This is a genomic window from Propionibacterium sp., assembly GCF_047719395.1.
Classification (GTDB): Bacteria; Actinomycetota; Actinomycetes; order Propionibacteriales; family Propionibacteriaceae; genus Propionibacterium.
The window spans coordinates 13193-28405 of sequence record NZ_JBDNTB010000037.1 but is presented as its reverse complement, the minus strand read 5'-3'; the positions used below and the strand labels follow the sequence as shown (position 1 = coordinate 28405).

The 15213-nt window shown below is 62.2% G+C and carries 15 protein-coding genes; 6 read left to right on the top strand and 9 right to left on the bottom strand.

Annotation, left to right across the window (positions count from 1 at the left end; all coding sequences use genetic code 11):
- Nucleotides 1-19: 19 nt before the first annotated feature.
- The 3 genes from ABF648_RS07910 to ABF648_RS07900 all read right to left on the bottom strand — a co-directional run bounded on the left by ABF648_RS07910 (nt 20) and on the right by ABF648_RS07900 (nt 2291).
- Nucleotides 20-442, bottom strand: a complete 423-nt coding sequence (locus ABF648_RS07910) for a permease prefix domain 1-containing protein (RefSeq protein ID WP_415631750.1) — start codon at nt 440-442, stop codon at nt 20-22.
- Between the two features lies 1 nt (nt 443).
- Nucleotides 444-779, bottom strand: a complete 336-nt coding sequence (locus ABF648_RS07905; RefSeq protein WP_415631749.1) for a PadR family transcriptional regulator — start codon at nt 777-779, stop codon at nt 444-446.
- A gap of 282 nt (nt 780-1061) precedes the next feature.
- The gene (locus ABF648_RS07900; protein WP_415631748.1) at nt 1062-2291 is read right to left on the bottom strand and encodes an amidohydrolase family protein; all 1230 of its coding nucleotides are present in this window, start codon (nt 2289-2291) and stop codon (nt 1062-1064) included.
- A 527-nt stretch (nt 2292-2818) separates the two neighbouring features.
- On the opposite strand from ABF648_RS07900, the gene ABF648_RS07895 reads away from it, so the two are divergent.
- Entirely contained in the window at nt 2819-3622 is an 804-nt protein-coding gene (locus ABF648_RS07895; RefSeq protein WP_415631747.1) for a transglutaminase-like domain-containing protein, read from the top strand.
- 150 nt (nt 3623-3772) lie between these two features.
- On the opposite strand, the gene ABF648_RS07890 is transcribed toward ABF648_RS07895, so the two are convergent.
- Nucleotides 3773-3946 (bottom strand): hypothetical protein, encoded by a 174-nt coding sequence (locus tag ABF648_RS07890; protein ID WP_415631746.1) that lies wholly within the window; start codon nt 3944-3946, stop codon nt 3773-3775.
- Nucleotides 3947-4465: 519 nt separating this feature from the next.
- Here ABF648_RS07890 and ABF648_RS07885 point away from each other — a divergent pair.
- Both ABF648_RS07885 and ABF648_RS07880 read left to right on the top strand, forming a co-directional pair.
- Nucleotides 4466-4807: a YciI family protein gene (locus tag ABF648_RS07885; RefSeq protein WP_415631745.1), complete on the top strand. Its 342-nt coding sequence runs from the start codon at nt 4466-4468 to the stop codon at nt 4805-4807.
- A 228-nt stretch (nt 4808-5035) separates the two neighbouring features.
- Nucleotides 5036-5416: a YciI family protein gene (locus ABF648_RS07880; RefSeq protein WP_415631744.1), complete on the top strand. Its 381-nt coding sequence runs from the start codon at nt 5036-5038 to the stop codon at nt 5414-5416.
- A gap of 15 nt (nt 5417-5431) precedes the next feature.
- On the opposite strand, the gene ABF648_RS07875 is transcribed toward ABF648_RS07880, so the two are convergent.
- The 3 genes from ABF648_RS07875 to ABF648_RS07865 all read right to left on the bottom strand — a co-directional run bounded on the left by ABF648_RS07875 (nt 5432) and on the right by ABF648_RS07865 (nt 8537).
- A complete protein-coding gene (locus tag ABF648_RS07875; protein ID WP_415631743.1) occupies nt 5432-6385 on the bottom strand; it encodes a Dyp-type peroxidase in 954 nt (317 codons plus the stop codon).
- A 369-nt stretch (nt 6386-6754) separates the two neighbouring features.
- The gene (locus ABF648_RS07870; RefSeq protein ID WP_415631742.1) at nt 6755-7780 is read right to left on the bottom strand and encodes a CobW family GTP-binding protein; all 1026 of its coding nucleotides are present in this window, start codon (nt 7778-7780) and stop codon (nt 6755-6757) included.
- A gap of 196 nt (nt 7781-7976) precedes the next feature.
- The gene (locus ABF648_RS07865) at nt 7977-8537 is read right to left on the bottom strand and encodes a VOC family protein (RefSeq protein WP_415631741.1); all 561 of its coding nucleotides are present in this window, start codon (nt 8535-8537) and stop codon (nt 7977-7979) included.
- A gap of 466 nt (nt 8538-9003) precedes the next feature.
- Here ABF648_RS07865 and ABF648_RS07860 point away from each other — a divergent pair, with 466 nt between their 5' ends.
- Nucleotides 9004-9402, top strand: a complete 399-nt coding sequence (locus ABF648_RS07860) for a RidA family protein (RefSeq protein ID WP_415631740.1) — start codon at nt 9004-9006, stop codon at nt 9400-9402.
- Between the two features lie 61 nt (nt 9403-9463).
- On the opposite strand, the gene ABF648_RS07855 is transcribed toward ABF648_RS07860, so the two are convergent.
- On the bottom strand, nt 9464-10051 hold the full coding sequence (locus ABF648_RS07855) for a hypothetical protein (protein WP_415631739.1): 588 nt from the start codon (nt 10049-10051) through the stop codon (nt 9464-9466).
- Between the two features lie 538 nt (nt 10052-10589).
- Between ABF648_RS07855 and hpxO the strand changes: the two genes are divergently transcribed.
- Nucleotides 10590-11786 (top strand): FAD-dependent urate hydroxylase HpxO, encoded by a 1197-nt coding sequence (gene hpxO, locus ABF648_RS07850; protein WP_415631738.1) that lies wholly within the window; start codon nt 10590-10592, stop codon nt 11784-11786.
- A gap of 525 nt (nt 11787-12311) precedes the next feature.
- Here hpxO and ABF648_RS07845 read toward each other — a convergent pair.
- On the bottom strand, nt 12312-13730 hold the full coding sequence (locus ABF648_RS07845; RefSeq protein ID WP_415631737.1) for a nucleobase:cation symporter-2 family protein: 1419 nt from the start codon (nt 13728-13730) through the stop codon (nt 12312-12314).
- A gap of 266 nt (nt 13731-13996) precedes the next feature.
- Between ABF648_RS07845 and ABF648_RS07840 the strand changes: the two genes are divergently transcribed.
- Nucleotides 13997-15121: an XdhC family protein gene (locus ABF648_RS07840; protein ID WP_415631736.1), complete on the top strand. Its 1125-nt coding sequence runs from the start codon at nt 13997-13999 to the stop codon at nt 15119-15121.
- Nucleotides 15122-15213 lie beyond the last annotated feature (92 nt).

The following is a 15213-nucleotide window of genomic DNA, read 5'->3' as shown; positions in this document are numbered from 1 at the left end:
CCCGACACGCCAGCCAGACTCAACCCCCCGCTACACCCCGGATCGCGAAGAGCCCGATCACGCTGATCACGAGTCCCGCGACAGATCCGATGATGTGACCGGTTGGCTCGCCGGCCAGAGTCATGCCGAGCGCCACGCCGAACGCCGCGCATACCGGGACGATCGCCCACAGCACCTTCAGGAGCCGCCACCACGCGAGGTAGTAGTGGGGCCCGATCAGCTGCAGCGGCCGATCGGTGTAACCCGCGGCGAGCGCATCCGGATCGCCGAGATCTGTGAGCACCTCACGCTCAGCCGTGGCGGTCTCCTCTCCCGCGGCCACGCGGGCGTCCACCTGGTCGGCGATCGAGGCGCCCAGCTCGCGTGCGACGTCGTTGCGCTGGCGTTGGGGAATCGTACGGATGACCGCGGCGATGTATCGGTTCGTCAGGGTGGCGTTCATCTCAGTCCTCCTCAGGAAGTGCGGCGATTGCCGCCGCGATGGCGTCGAACTCGTCGGTGAGTGTCTGCGCGAGCCGATGGCCGGCAGCCGAGGTGCGATAGAACTTCCGCGGTCTCGCCTCGTCGGTGTTCCATTCACTGGTCAGATAGCCTTGCTTCTCCAGCCGCCGCAGCAACGGATACAACGTGTTCGCATCAGTGTCGAACCCGCGGTCCTGCAACTGCTCGAGCAGGCCGTATCCATACCCAGGGTGCCCCAGCAACCACAGACAGGCCAGGACGACCGTGCCACGCCGTAGTTCCTGAAGATGTGTCTCCACGGCATCCTTGTCGCTCATGTCACACACTATACCGTGCGTTACACACTATCGTCTCCGGTACATTCTAAGACTTCAGACCGCCACTCCTCAGCAAGCTCAGGAAAAGTTGGAACGCCATGCGGGCAGCAAGAAGGGGCGAAGCTCACCGTCACCAGAGCAATAACTCAGCAACGAAGGTGGCCCTCGCCCCTTCTCGCCTGCCCCGCAAGATTCTCACCTGCACAGCGAAGTCTGACGCCTGCATCCAGATCGGCGCACGCACCCGACTCTCGTCATTGGCCAATTGATCAGGCCACTTGATCAGTCGGTGAAGCCGCCGCGATCGATCTTGATCTTGCCTTCCTTGATGACCAGCAGGATGTTGTCGTTGTCACCGACGAGATCGGCGTCCTGGCTGGGGTCTCCCTTGACGACGACCACGTCAGCGAGCTTGCCGGTCTCCAGGGTGCCGAGTACATCGTCCAGCTCGCAGAGCTCGGCCGATGTCTTGGTGCCAGCGGTGATGGCCTGCAGCGGGGTCATGCCGCCGAACCTGACGAGCAGGCCGACCTCGCCGAGGTTCGTGCCATGGTCGGGCACCAGGCCCGCATCGGTACCGGTGGCGATCTTGACGCCGGCCGCAACGGATGCCCGTATCGACTCCTGCGCGATCTTGTGCCACTTCTCGCTCTTGGCCCTGGCCTGCGGGGTCGCGGTGTCGGGCTTGAGGGTCTCCAACAGGGTGGGAACCAGGAACTGGCCGTTCTCGACCATCTTCTTGCGAAGCTCATCGGTCAGCGCGTAGCCGTGCTCGATGCTACGGGCGCCGCCGTTGACTGCCGCCTCGATTCCGGGCAGGCCGATGGCGTGCGCAGCCACTGGACGCCCACCGTAGTGCTGACCCTCCTCCACGATCGCCTCGACGAGTTCCTCACGGACACCGAGGTATTCGGGCTGATCATTGGGCGAGGTCACGCCGCCACTGGACGCGATCTTGATGACGTCGACGCCGGTGCGGCACAGTTTGCGAGCTTCGACACGAGCTTCGTCGACCGTGTCGACCAGCACGCCCCCGACCAGCCTGGTGCCGTCGACTCCGGCGACAATGTGGAAATCGGCGTGACCACCGGACTGGCTGAGCATCTTCTCTGCCACGAGAAGGCGGGGGCCTTCGATGAGCCCTGCCGCAATCGCCTCGCGGACACCGACATCCACACCCATCAGGTCACGCACGGTGGTGACGCCTGCCTCAAGAGTCACCTTGAGGCGTTCGATGAGCTGGAAGTAGCGGAATGACTCCGGGAGCACCGCGGTCATCAGCGGGGAGCCCTTGGTGCCCGGCAGATAGAGGTGCACATGGACATCGAAGAAACCGGGGCAGATTGAGTTGCCCTCAAGATCGATCGAGGTGGCGTCTTTGGTGGCCGGCGCGCCCGCGGAGGACCCGGCGTAGGAAATCTTGTCATCCTCAATCACGACTGTCGCGTCGGGGATGGGTGCGCCGCCGTTGCCGTCAATCAGGCGCGCATTGTGCAGGACAGTTGTCGTCATGAGATCTATATAAACATATTTGCATATTCAATCAATATGACGACTGCCTGGTGCTGGATGCCGGCTCGTCACAGCCGGTCGTTTCGGCCGACTGTGGCACGACCCCACGAAGAGCAAAACGCAGCAATTCAGCCCTCGGAGGAGACCCAGCGAGCGTCCGGGCAGCTCGACTCAGACCCACCATTTCCACCGAACCCTTGTGTTTCTCACTGCCGCTGGCGCCGAGAGCCTGACTGAAATCCTCCTGGCGCACACGATGCCCACCGAAACGGTGATATCGCTCGATCACCAGGGCAGCCACACCGTCAATGGTCTCAATGGTCTCGTTTTTCACTCGTAATCCGCCAGTGCCAGCTGACGCGGGATACGGGCCCCTATTCCTCGTCGAAGATCACGCTTCTCTTCTCTCCGCTCAGTTGTGGCTTGAGAATGTGCGGGGTGAGATATCCGCCAAGACCCTGTGCCCAGCCGACGGATGTTCCGCGTCGAGACTTGGAAAACCCTCAGAAGCTGTAAGACTTCGAACCATGGAACGTTCTGTATCCACCCATCTCGCCATCGATGTCACCAAGCCCGCAACCCTTGTTCTTGAGATCGCTGTCGCCCAGGACTATCTCGATGCTGGCGCAGCCACCGAGAATCTGTCGGTCGCAGGTGAAACTGGCCTCGTCGAGGCCACCGAACTCCTCACCCAGCACGGCACCAGAGTGCACGTGGTCAAGGCTCCCGCCGGTTCACTCACGATTGACTACTTCGCCACCATCAAGGGCCGTATCGATCCCGCACCCATCACCGAGTGGGATGTTCTGCGATACCTGCGTCCCTCGCGGTACTGCGAATCGGATGTACTCGCGCCCACTGCAGCCGCCGAGTTCGGGGAGGTGCCGCACGAGAAGCTGCTGGCTGCCGTCAGTTCGTGGGTCGGCACCCGGTTGTCATATGTACCCGGCTCGTCGCAGCCCACAGATGGCGCGATTGCCACCATGCTCTCCAGGCAGGGCGTCTGCCGTGACTACGCCCATCTCGTGGTGGCGCTGCTTCGGGGGCTCGACATCCCCGCGCGGGTGGTCGGGGTCTATGCACCGGGAATCAGCCCGATGGACTTCCACGCCGTGGCAGAGGCCTACATCAACGGCGGCTGGTATGTGGTGGATGCCACCACGCTCGGCCCGAGGCAGTCCTTCGTGAGAATGGCCACCGGCGACGATGCCGCCGACATCGCCTTCCTCTCCATCCATCAGGGCTTGGCGACTGTCACCGAACAGACCGTCACCGCGGTCGTCGACGAACTCCCCCAGGACGACATCACTCAGCCGGTTGCCATCGGCTGACCGATTGCCGCTCGGAGGAGTCGCATCCCTGCTCAACTGCTGCATTCATGGTGCTGATCCGAACTTCCGGATTGCACCGATGCCAACCGCCACGGCGCCACGGGAGCGTGCGGCAGCTCGCGCCCCAGGTGGCTGCCCCTCGAGGAACAGTCATTCGGGGCGGCGACCTGTCGTCGACCGCGCCACCGCGTCGAGGGTGAATGCGCCGCTCGGAGACCCCACCTTGCGTTCGAAGGCATCGCGCAGCACAGTGCGCGAGTCGTCGTCGAGGCGAAGGCAATAGGTGCCTGCGGGGCCAATACCGGTGAGGAATCCGGCCCGCATCTGACCTCGATGACCGTTGCGCCCGGGTGAAGGCCAACGGTATCGGCGAACACGGGCGCGAGGGCTCGCGAATATCTGCCCATGAACAGGTCATATGCGTCTCCGGTGCTGCGGAATCCGCGCGCACCCTCCACTTCTTCGACGTCCATGTCGCCTCCTTGCGATGTGGGCCATCTTTGCTTGCTACCCGCGGAAACCCGTAGAAACCAGAAGGGGGAACACAGTTGTGGATGCAATCCGTCTCGGAAGACTTCAAAAGCGGAAAGCTCAATAGGAGGACGGTTACGTGGCTTTCCACCACGGAGAATTGGGGGTTGCCCAGCGAGGTCTTGGGGCGATTTCCGCCCCGGGTGGGCCGTGGCAGGAAACCTCTCGGTGCCAGCAGTATCCCCGGTCTCGACTTCGCACCACTGAGCCTCACTTGGAGCCCCGTGATTCCATGGACCTACCCCACGGACAGGTGGTCACGGCAATGTCGCTGTGTCCGTCCTGGCCGCCCGCACGCAAGGAGCGCCTGCGATGACCAAGTATCTGATCTCATTCCCCAGCAGTGCGATGCTGCAATCGCCACAGGACCTGCAGGAAGCGTCTGACGCCACCCGCGCCATCGTGCGCGAAGCCAAGGAAGCCGGCATCTGGGTGTTCGGCGGTGCTCTCGACGAGACCGTCGTGCCAGCCATGGTTGACGCGAAAGGCGTCACCACCAAGGGCACATATCCCGAAACCCGCCACCTGGATGGCGGCTACTGCATCCTCGAGCTGCCGTCCTATGACGAGGCCGTCGCGTGGGCCGCCAAACTCGCCGCCGCCTGCCGATGCGCACAGGAGCTGCGGGCCTTTCACTACGATCCGGAAAGTTGACCTCGGCCCGGGAAGCGCGGAGCGGCGCCCAGCTCATCTACCCGGCAGTGGCATGGTCTTGAAGAAAGGCAGCACCTGTACACGCTTCCACGCCGGAGAGGCCCACGGGCCTCCCCCCGCAAACCCGTGCGGGCTCCTGGCGGTAGTCTTCACGTCTCCGTCCATCGCCACGCCGCACGTAGGCTTGAAAGAACGCCTTCAGAGGATCGCCCAACGACGGAGGATCTCATGCCCCAATACCTGTTCTCGGTCCATGCGACCGCAAAGGAGTACAACAGCTCGTCCAAATACGGCTCTTACGGTTCCGAGGAGGAGATGAGGCAGGCCATGGCCGACACCCAGGCCTTCAACAAGAGCCTCGAAGCCGATGATTATCTCATCTTCGCGGGCGGGCTGGAACCACCAGAAGCCGCCAAGACTGTCGATGGCCAGGGCACCGAAGCCGAGATCAGCGACGGACCGGTCATTGGTGGCGACATTCACCTCTCGGGTTTCTGGGTCATCTCTGCGCCCACTTCGGATGCGGCACTGAAACTCGCGGCGGAAGCGTCGAAGGCCTGCCGCTCAGCCGTCGAGGTCCGTCCGTTCAACGAATTCCGCAGCGACTGAACCAGCGGGCGACAGTCAGTCGCCCAGCGCCTCGAGCGCCTCCGCGCACGGCACGAAGAATGTGCACCCCAGGGTGGGTGTCGAGAAGTCGAGAATTCGGTCGTGCTTGCCGACGGGATCGCCGATGAACATGCGCTCCAGCATGCGTTCGGTCACCCACAGGTGCCGCGAGTACCCGATGAAATAGGTGCCAAAATTGTCGGTTCCTGGCGTCCCGAACGGCATGTTGTCGCGCAGGATGTCGTGCTCGCCCTCGTCGTCCTCGATGGTGGTGAGGGTCTTGTGCGCTTTCTGCCCCTCGACAGCGTCATCGAGTTCGAAGTTGTCGATCTTCCGACGCCCGATGATCGCCTCCTGCGCCTCGGTTGGCAGTGAATTCCATGCCTTCACATCGTGCAGATACTTCTGGACCACCACATAGCTGCCCCCGGCATGCTGCTGGTCCTCGTCTCCGACAACAGTGGATGCATCGACATCGGGTCCAACCGGATTTGCGGTGCCATCGACGAAACCGAGCAGATCACGGGCATCGAAATAGCGGAACCCGACTGTTTCATCGGAAACCTTCACCGCGTCACCGAGAACATCGAGCAGTTGGCGCTCGAATTCGAAGCACAGATCGTAACGCTCGGCACGGATGTGAAACAGCAGATCGCCCGGGGTGGCAATTGCGGTGTGCTTCTCGCCGTGGAATTCACGAAACGGGTGCAACTCTGCAGGAGCCGGAACCGACATGATCCTGTCCCACACTCGGCTGCCGACACCAACGGCCACCGCGAGTGTTGCGTGCAGGTCGCGGATGGCGACGTTCTTCGTCAGATCGGCGACAGAACCGAGGGCATCCTTGACTGCCTGGGTGGCCTCATCGGTGTCAACCATCGACAGAACCAGGAAGATGGATGACCTGGTGAGCGGCGCATCAACTCGCTGGGGTTGGATCGGTACGCGCTGCTGTCCGCTGGTGTCCACTTATCTGGTCCTCTCCGAGAATCGCTCTCAAGGAGCATATAAGTTGAGCGCGCCGCCAGCCCTCCAGGGAGGGGCAAACGGACTGAGGCTCCTGTCCATGTGCCCTTGCCAAGCCTTGGTGGCCAACCGGTCAGGTCGCGATGGCGCTCCTGGAAACGGACCGTAGAGCAGGGCTGAGCAGGTTCATCCCAGTCCGGGGAGCAATGACCGCGCAGCAGGTACGCGATCATCATGGAATATCCCGCTCCCAGAGGATGTGGCCACAACCCACATCACACGAATCGTGGCGTCCACGGCCGCAACACCCGGGGTCTCGTGCCAGAAAACCCCTCGACGGTGAATGACTCGGGGGTAGGACCTGACGGACGATCACTCACTGAGCCGACGATGTCGCTGCAGGCGGCCCCAACCATGTGCATCCACATGGTCGACATGCGCATCTGCCACGGCTTGGAGGGCTCGTTCGGCGGAAACGGCGTCAAGGTGCAATCCGATGGCGACCAGCTCACCCACCTCGGGCGGCTCGGCGAGCGCCATGATGTGGATCATCGGCCCCACCACGTTCACCAGGTAACCGCGCTCCCCCCTCGGCCCGCGCACCCTGACACGGCCCTTCATCCGGTAGGCGCCCTCCGGGGGTTCCTCGAGCAGATCCATCAGCGCTCCTGGAGCGACGGGCTCGCCCAGTTGCACCGAGGCGGATCGAGCATGCTCATGCCCCACATGGTCGTGCGCCTCCTCGCGCAGCGGCAGTCCTATCGGAAGTTCATCCTGGGGCTCATCTTTCGATGCCGTGTCGAACACCAACGCAGGATCAATCTGCCCATCCCGCGCCACGACGATCGGCGCACAGGGATTGCGCTCCCGTACGCGCCGGTGGATGCGCTCGACCATGGCCTCGCGCTCATCGGACGGCAACAGGTCGGTTTTGCCGATCACCACAAGGGTCGCCGCGGCATAGCGCAAGGGAGGTTCGGGCCAGGCGTCAACGGTGCGGAAGTGCTCCACCGCGTCGATCACCTCGATGACACCGCCGGGCCGGATGCGCTCGACGGCGCTGGACCGGATCAGCTTTGCCAGCACGGGTGGATTCGCAACACCACTGGCCTCCACGAGAATGGCATCAAGCCGCAGTGTGGGCTGAGAGAGTTTCTCCAGCGCCTCGTCGAGCCCGCCGCCGCTCGGCATGCAGCACAGGCACCCGCCGGAGATCGACACCGGCTTGTCGATCTGGCCAGTGACAAGGGCCGCGTCCACGTTGAGCACACCGAAGTCGTTCACCACGACACCGAGCCGGGCGCCGGGTGCCAGGAGCAGATGATTCAAGAGGCTGGTCTTGCCAGCACCGAGGTAGCCCGTGAGCGCGATCACCGGCACACGGTTGGCTGGCGTCATGCGGTGTGATCGCTTCTCAATGTCCTGCTGGCTCGGCACGAGCACTCCCCTGTCACGCTGCGAGATTCCTCATCGACCATTCTATTGAAAATTATTCTCATTAGAACTCCGGGGCTGTCCTCGGATGACCTGGATTCCCCTGTGGATGAGTCGCTGCTGGCCATCCTGGTGAAGGCTCTATCTGGTGTGAGCGCCATCACGTCGGGTCGGGGCGCAGATCCAGACAGGGCTGCGGATCCGGATAGCTGATCAATTCGATCGTGGATCCCCACGGCGTCTTCACGTAGACGAAACGGTTGCCCTCACCCGACTCGACCCCGGCGAGATCCCGTGGATCGGCGGTGCGGGAACCACCTGCTGCCTCAACCTTGGTGAGAGCCGCGTCGACGTCGTCGACATAGAACGCGATGTGCTGCCAGCCGATGTCGGAGGGGACAACCGGACCCCGCTGATCGGGCCCCTCATACTCGAACAGCTCGATGCCTGGGCCATTAGGAAGGCGGATCATACGGATGGCTCGTTGGGTCATCGCGACCGGAATGCCGAGCCGTTGCGCGGTCTCTGGGCCCTGTCGCGGCGGGTCAGATTTCTTCAGCGTGTCGTAGAGCACCTCGGCATCCAGGGCATCGACGAGGAATGCGGTGGCCTGCTCGATGTCGGGAACGGTGAGCCCGATGTGATCGATGCCGTGCAGACCTGGCCTGGTCGACTGTGAGGAGGACTGCGCGTCCTGCCGGCTCCCAGGGTCTGTGGGCATGTCATTCCCCCTTCGCTGACTTGTTCCATCGTTGCTCGGGTGAGCTCAGAGGCAAACGCTCATGCCCCTGAAGACGTCAATGACGAAGACCTCAAGTCGTCTGCCTTCAGAAGCCAACCGATCCGATCTGAAGCCACGAGCGGATTTCCCAAGGCACTCGTTGCCGGAGAGGTCTTCGAGGCCCCCGGGCTCCTCCCCCCCATGGTCCGAGACTTGACGAAGACATCCCATGGGGACGAGGCCGACATCCTGGGATGAGAAAACCTTGCCCTCAGCTGACTGGCTGGGGACGATCACACAGGCCGGCACGACCATCACGCTGTGTACGCTGGATTGTCTCGAGGGAACCAGCCCGTCGGTCAGCTGCTCGTCACGAGGACGGTCGGCCGCGGTCGATCGACTGGTCCAGTTGCAATGACTTGTTCAACACCCAGGTGTGCCATCGACCCTCACGCAGGAGAACACCATGAGCCTCATGCATCTCAATCCCGCCGGCCTCCACTCGAACCCGGCATTCTCCCAGGGCGTGCTCATCACGGGCGGTCAGCTACTCGTCATCGGAGGCCAACAGGGAACCGACAGCCAGGGAGAACTGGTCTCCGACGATCTCGGTGGGCAGACCAAACAGGCTCTGCGCAATGTGCTGACTGTGCTCGCCGAAGTTCACGCCGATGCCCGCAACGTCGCGAGGCTGGGCATCTACCTGGCGGCCGGGGCAGATGCCGACAGCGGATACGCCTCGGCTTTCGAGGTGTGGGGCGCCAACCCGACGGCGATCACTGTGCTCCAGGTGCCCTCCTTCGCACGGCCCGGTGTACTCGTGGAGATCGAGGCTCTGGCCGTGGTCCCCGGGAGTGCGACGTGAGCGCGAGTCGTGCAGAGGGACTTGTCAGGGCGAGCAGGGGCGCCGTGCACCAAGGGGATCCCTAGCCGATGGCCAGCAATCCCCATCCCACCAGCAGAGTTGCCAATGGCGGCACGATGGATGCATACATCACCTGCACCCAGGTGTGGGCATCGATGGTCACTCGCCCCACCGCGATGACTGGGACAAGTATGAACAGCGGCGCGAAGGACCAGCCCCCTACGACGACGAGTGCAGCCACCATGATGGCCAGCAGGCCTGCATGGGCGGAGACCTTTGTCCACATCGTGCCCACCGCCAGAGCCGCGAGACCTGCGGTCATGGCGAGCTGGGCCACGATCAGGTTCCGCGGCGCCTGCATCAACAGATAGAACAGCGCAGCCCCGATCTCCATAGCGATGAGGACGCTGAGCAGGGCTACTCGCTGACCCCGGCTGGGAACATCGATGTTCTCAATGACACCGCAGGCCTTCAGGATGAAGGCGAGCATGCCGGGCGGTACAACACCTGCCAACACGCTGACAATGGACCAGTACCAACCACCTGTCACCCAGCCCACGCAGAACAGGCCGGCCAACACGCTGACGCCGGGATGGAAGACGCGCGACACCGCGTTCCCAAACACTGATGCAGCCGTGCGCGTTGCCACATCTCCTCCAGTTCGACATTCTGGACGATCGGCGGCTCGTCGGTACAACCGATCGATTGAACCTTCTGCCGCGCGCTCGCTGAGCTACCCGGACAGAAAAGTCCGCTGACCAAGACTGGTGCGAGCATATCCCGGCAAGTCCGGCCCCCTCAGGTGAATGGCGGGCACGCAGCGACTCCTCAACCTGCTGTCATGTCCTGCTGCCAGTCCAGGGAACGACATCGACGGACGACCAACTGGCCACCACGGGCATCGTCGCACTGTGCCTCGAGCCGGGTGGAGGAGCTGCCGCGCGTGGAGCGACCGAGTGACCACGCACCGGCTGTGCCGATGACGGCTCCGCAGGGCAGGAATTATCTACGACTGCCGAACAGCATTCAGCGAAGACGGGCCCAATGATCGAGTCCGAGGTCACACTCCTTTTCGGGTCCGTCCATTGGTGAGCCGGGATCATCGGAGCTTGTGTGGCTATCATGCAATTCATCCAAGTCATGTGGTCGTCGAGGCCTTTTGGCGATACGAGAATGGAGTTGGGCGAGTGAAGATCATCATCATCGGTGCCGGAATTGGTGGTGCAAGTGCGGGCATCGCCCTTAAACGTCTCGGCCACGAGGTCGTCATTTATGACCGGATGCACGAAAACAAGCCGGTTGGCGCTGCACTCTCCCTGTGGTCGAATGGCGTTAAAATTCTCAACTGGCTCGGCCTCGGCGACGAGATTGCGAAGCTCGGCGGACGCATGGACCAGATGGCCTATTATGACGGCCATACCGGTGACACGATGTGTCAATTCAGCCTCGCGCCGGTCACCGAACAAACGGGACAACGTCCATATCCGATAGCTCGAGCCGAACTCCAATCACTGCTGATGGAAAAATTCGGCACAGATGCGATCCATCTCAACAGCAAGGTCGTCGACATTTCCGACGACGGCGAAAAGGTAACAGTGACGCTGGCTGATGGTCGTACCGACACCGCCGACATGATAATCGGTGCCGACGGCGCCCGTTCAATCACTCGCGACTATGTAACCCCAAGTGATGTACCGCGTATTGAACGCCATTACACGGGATACACCAACTTCAATGGATTGGTTCCGGCCTCGGAGAAAATCGGGCCGCTCGATCAATGGACCACATATGTCGCCGAGGGCAAGCGCTGCGCTGTGATGCCGGTGGCAGGAAACCGCTTCTACTTTTTTGTCGACGTTCCACAACCGGCTGGTCTGCCCTATGACAAGTCGGAGGGTGTCGCCCCGCTTGAGGAGGCCTTTGGCCAATGGGGCGCCCCCGGTGTCCGGGCACTGCTGGATTCCATCGACCCGGACGTGTCCTTCAACCGAGTCGAAATTTGGGACATCGACCCATTCCACACCTGGGTCAAGGGACGCGTCGCTGTTCTCGGCGATGCCGGGCACAACACGGCACCCGATATCGGACAGGGAGCCTGCTCAGCGCTTGAGGACACTTTCGCGCTGGCCATCACGATCGCCAGCACCACTGTGAGCGTCGAGGATTCGCTGCTGCGGTACCAGAAAATCCGCACCGCGCGCGCCGGGGATCTCGTGCTCCGGGCTCGTAGCCGCTACAACGAGACCCATGCATTTGATCCCGAGGTGACAGAGAACTGGTACGCGGGGCTGCGGCACGAGGATGGCACGAACATCATTCGTGGCATCGTCGGGAACATCATCGACAGCCCGATCAATCTCGGCGCCGGGGTTCTGCCTGCATAGCGGTATTTCTTGCCACAAGGGCCTCATCCCCCTTGATGTCCTGTCGTCTCGGATCAGCCGCATGTGCGTCTGAGAGTCCCATGGAAAATGGCACTGGTGACGGTGGTGATTCACTGGTGCCATTTTCCTGACCTGCCCATATGAACCACCGGTCAGAAAAACGCTCACGGAGCCGACAGATCCGGACCCCCACCACGCCATGGGACTGCCCCTGTCCATGGCTCTGAAACTCTCAGGCCTTGAGACATGAAGGTCGCCGTGTCCTGAACACTGCGCCCATTGCCGCAACGGTGATCTCCGGGTTCCAGTTCCCTGCGCGATGCCCGTACCGCACTCGGTCTCAAGAGCTCTCAACGCTCCTTGTGGAAGGCGAATCAGTGTGGCGTGGACGACATTCTGGGGTCTCTGCCGGACACAGAAGACCTGGCTTTGCTGCCACGATTTCGCGGCAGCAAAGCCAGGTCCATGGTGGGCACCATCCACTCACAATGAAGAGTCAGGTGCAGCACTCCAGCACCGAAGGTTCTAGCCCCTCGCACCCGAATTTTCAGACGAGACGACGGCTTCCGGAGCAGGACCGCGCACCGCGTCATAGGCAGGCAGCTCCGAATCATCCTCATGAGACTCGCGCAATGAATCCGAGTTCAGCAAGAGATTCAAGAGAATTGCCACGATGGCACCAGCCGAAATGCCCGAGTTGAAAATCAGGCCGAACCACTGGGGAAGCCGGGCATAGATGTTGGGCTCCATGGCCGGCAGCAGTGCAACGCCGACCGAAATGGCCACGATGAGAACGTTCTTGTTGTTGAACTTCACCTGGGCGAGAGTGCGGATACCGGACGCGGCAACCATTCCGAACAGCGCGATTCCCGCACCACCGAGCACAGCACTGGGCACGCCTTCAACAACCGCGGAAACCTTCGGAATGAGACCCAACACCACCAGGATTCCACCTGCACAGGTCACGACATATCGCGACTTCACACCAGTGAGAGACACCAGGCCGACATTCTGGGCGAATGCGCTGTACGGGAATGTGTTGAACATGCCGCCCAGGACAGTACCCAAACCGTCGGCACGAAGTCCATTCGCCAGCTGCTTACGCCCAACTGGACGACCGACGACCTCACCCACAGCAACCATGTCACCGGTGGTCTCGGTCATGATGACCAGGCCCACGATGAGCAGCGACAAAATCGAGGCGATATCGAAATGTGGGAGACCGAAATGGAAAGGCGTGACAACACGGAACCACGACGCGCCACCAACATTCGACCAATTGACCATGCCATGCACCGGAACTGCTGCAAGAGTGCCGACAATCAGACCGATCAGCACTGACACCCGCTGGAGTGCCGGTGGCGCGAATCGTTCGAGGAGAATGATGAACAACAATGTGCCAGCGCCATAGGCAATATTAATGGGCGGAGCACCATTTTCTGAATTGTTCACGATCCAGCCTGCCGGAATATCCATCAGCGACAGACCGATGATCAAAATCACAGTGCCCGTCACGATCGGCGGAAAGAAACGCAACAACTGCGAAAACACTGGCGCCAGCAAAATCATGAAGATGCCACACGCGATCACCGCACCGAAAATGGCGGTGATCCCGTGCTCCTTGCCGATGGCGATCATTGACGCCACCGCAGCGAAAGACACACCTTGCATGAGAGGCAGCCGCACGCCGAACTTCCAGAACCCCACGGACTGGATGATCGATGCAATTCCCGCCACGAACAGATCAGCACTGATCAAAAAGGCCAGATCAGTCGCCGAATAGCCAAGTGCACCACCCACGATGAGCGGAACGGCAACGGCGCCGGCATACATCGCCAACACATGCTGCAAACCCAGCGGGAAAAGTCGCGACAACGGGCGAGCCCTGTCGACTGGGTCAATATCGTCACCCGAAACACGCGAATTAATTACCGTTTCGGCCATTGGGACCTCTCTCACAAACGACCTGTCCGAACGAATCCCGACCGCCAACCGGCCAGGGACACAACGAGATGACGTTAAACCCGCTCAGAGGCAGCACAGCAATTCGTCTCAGCTGATTAACAAACGCTTTACATAATCGAAACATCCCATCGATCCCTGGAAATCGGGCCGACATTGTTCAGACAAAGACGCTGGTCCTCTGGCCACCTATCAGGCCCGACGTAGCATGGGGAGTCGTTTTCGGGCCAGTCTCGGGGGGTGATCGAGTGCGCGACATCATCGACGACGTCAGCGCCTGGGCGGCAGCGGGAACTTCCTTCGCGCTGGCAACCGTGACCCGCACCTGGAGCAGTTCACCCCGGCCGGTCGGAGCATCGATGGCCGTCAACGCCGCCGGACAGGTGCTCGGCAGCGTTTCGGGCGGGTGCGTCGAGGGCGCGGTATACGAGGTCTGTGAGCAGGTCCTCGCGAGTGGCCAGCCGCAGATCGTCCACTACGGGGTCAGCCACGAGTCCGCCTTCGCCGCCGGGCTCAGCTGCGGCGGCGACATCGAACTGTTCGTCCAGGCTGCCGATCAACCACTCATCTCGGTCATCTCGGACCTGGCCTCGGCGATCGCGGAGCATCGGCCGCTTGCCCTGGTCACTGCCGTGTCCGCGGCCCAGCCGACGCGCAGGATGCTGGTCGGGCCGGCCGGTACCGTCACCGGCACGCTGGGCAGCGCCGATCTCGACACGATCGCAATCGGCAGCGCCAGAACCACGGTGGACGACGGCCGCACCGGTCCCGTGGACGTTGTCACACCCGACAGCGCGAGGCACGAGCTCTTCATCCAACCCTTCTCAGAGCCGGCACTCATGCTGGTGTTCGGTGCCGTCGCCATCGGCGAGGCGGTGGCCCGCATCGGCCATTTCCTCGGCTATCGCGTGATCGTCTGCGACGCACGTCCGGTGTTCGCCACCCCGGCACGCTTTCCGGCTGCCGACGAAGTGGTAGCGATATGGCCGCACAAATTCTTCGACACCGTCAGGGTCGACCAGCGCACGGTGGTCTGCGACCTCACCCACGACGACAAGTTCGACATTCCGCTGCTCGTCAAGGCGCTGCGCAGCTCGGCGGGATATGTCGGCGCCCTGGGCAGCCGCCGCACGCATCAGCATCGGCTCGAGCTGCTGCGCGAGGCCGGCCTCACCGACGAAGAACTGGCACGGCTGCACTCCCCCATCGGCCTTGACCTGGGTGGCCGCTCACCGGAGGAGACGGCGATCTCGATCGCCGCCGAGATCGTCGCCAGCCGCCATCTGGCCACCGGCGCGTCGCTGTCCACCACTGATGCACCCATCCATGGCGAAACATCGACCGTCACCGTGCGCCCGACCCAGTCGAGTTGACCAGGCCAGTTGGTGCGCCAAAGGTCTGGCGAGCCACCGGAGGCACCCGAAGCCGGTCGAGCAGAAACCCACGGCACGGCAGCCCGAATCAA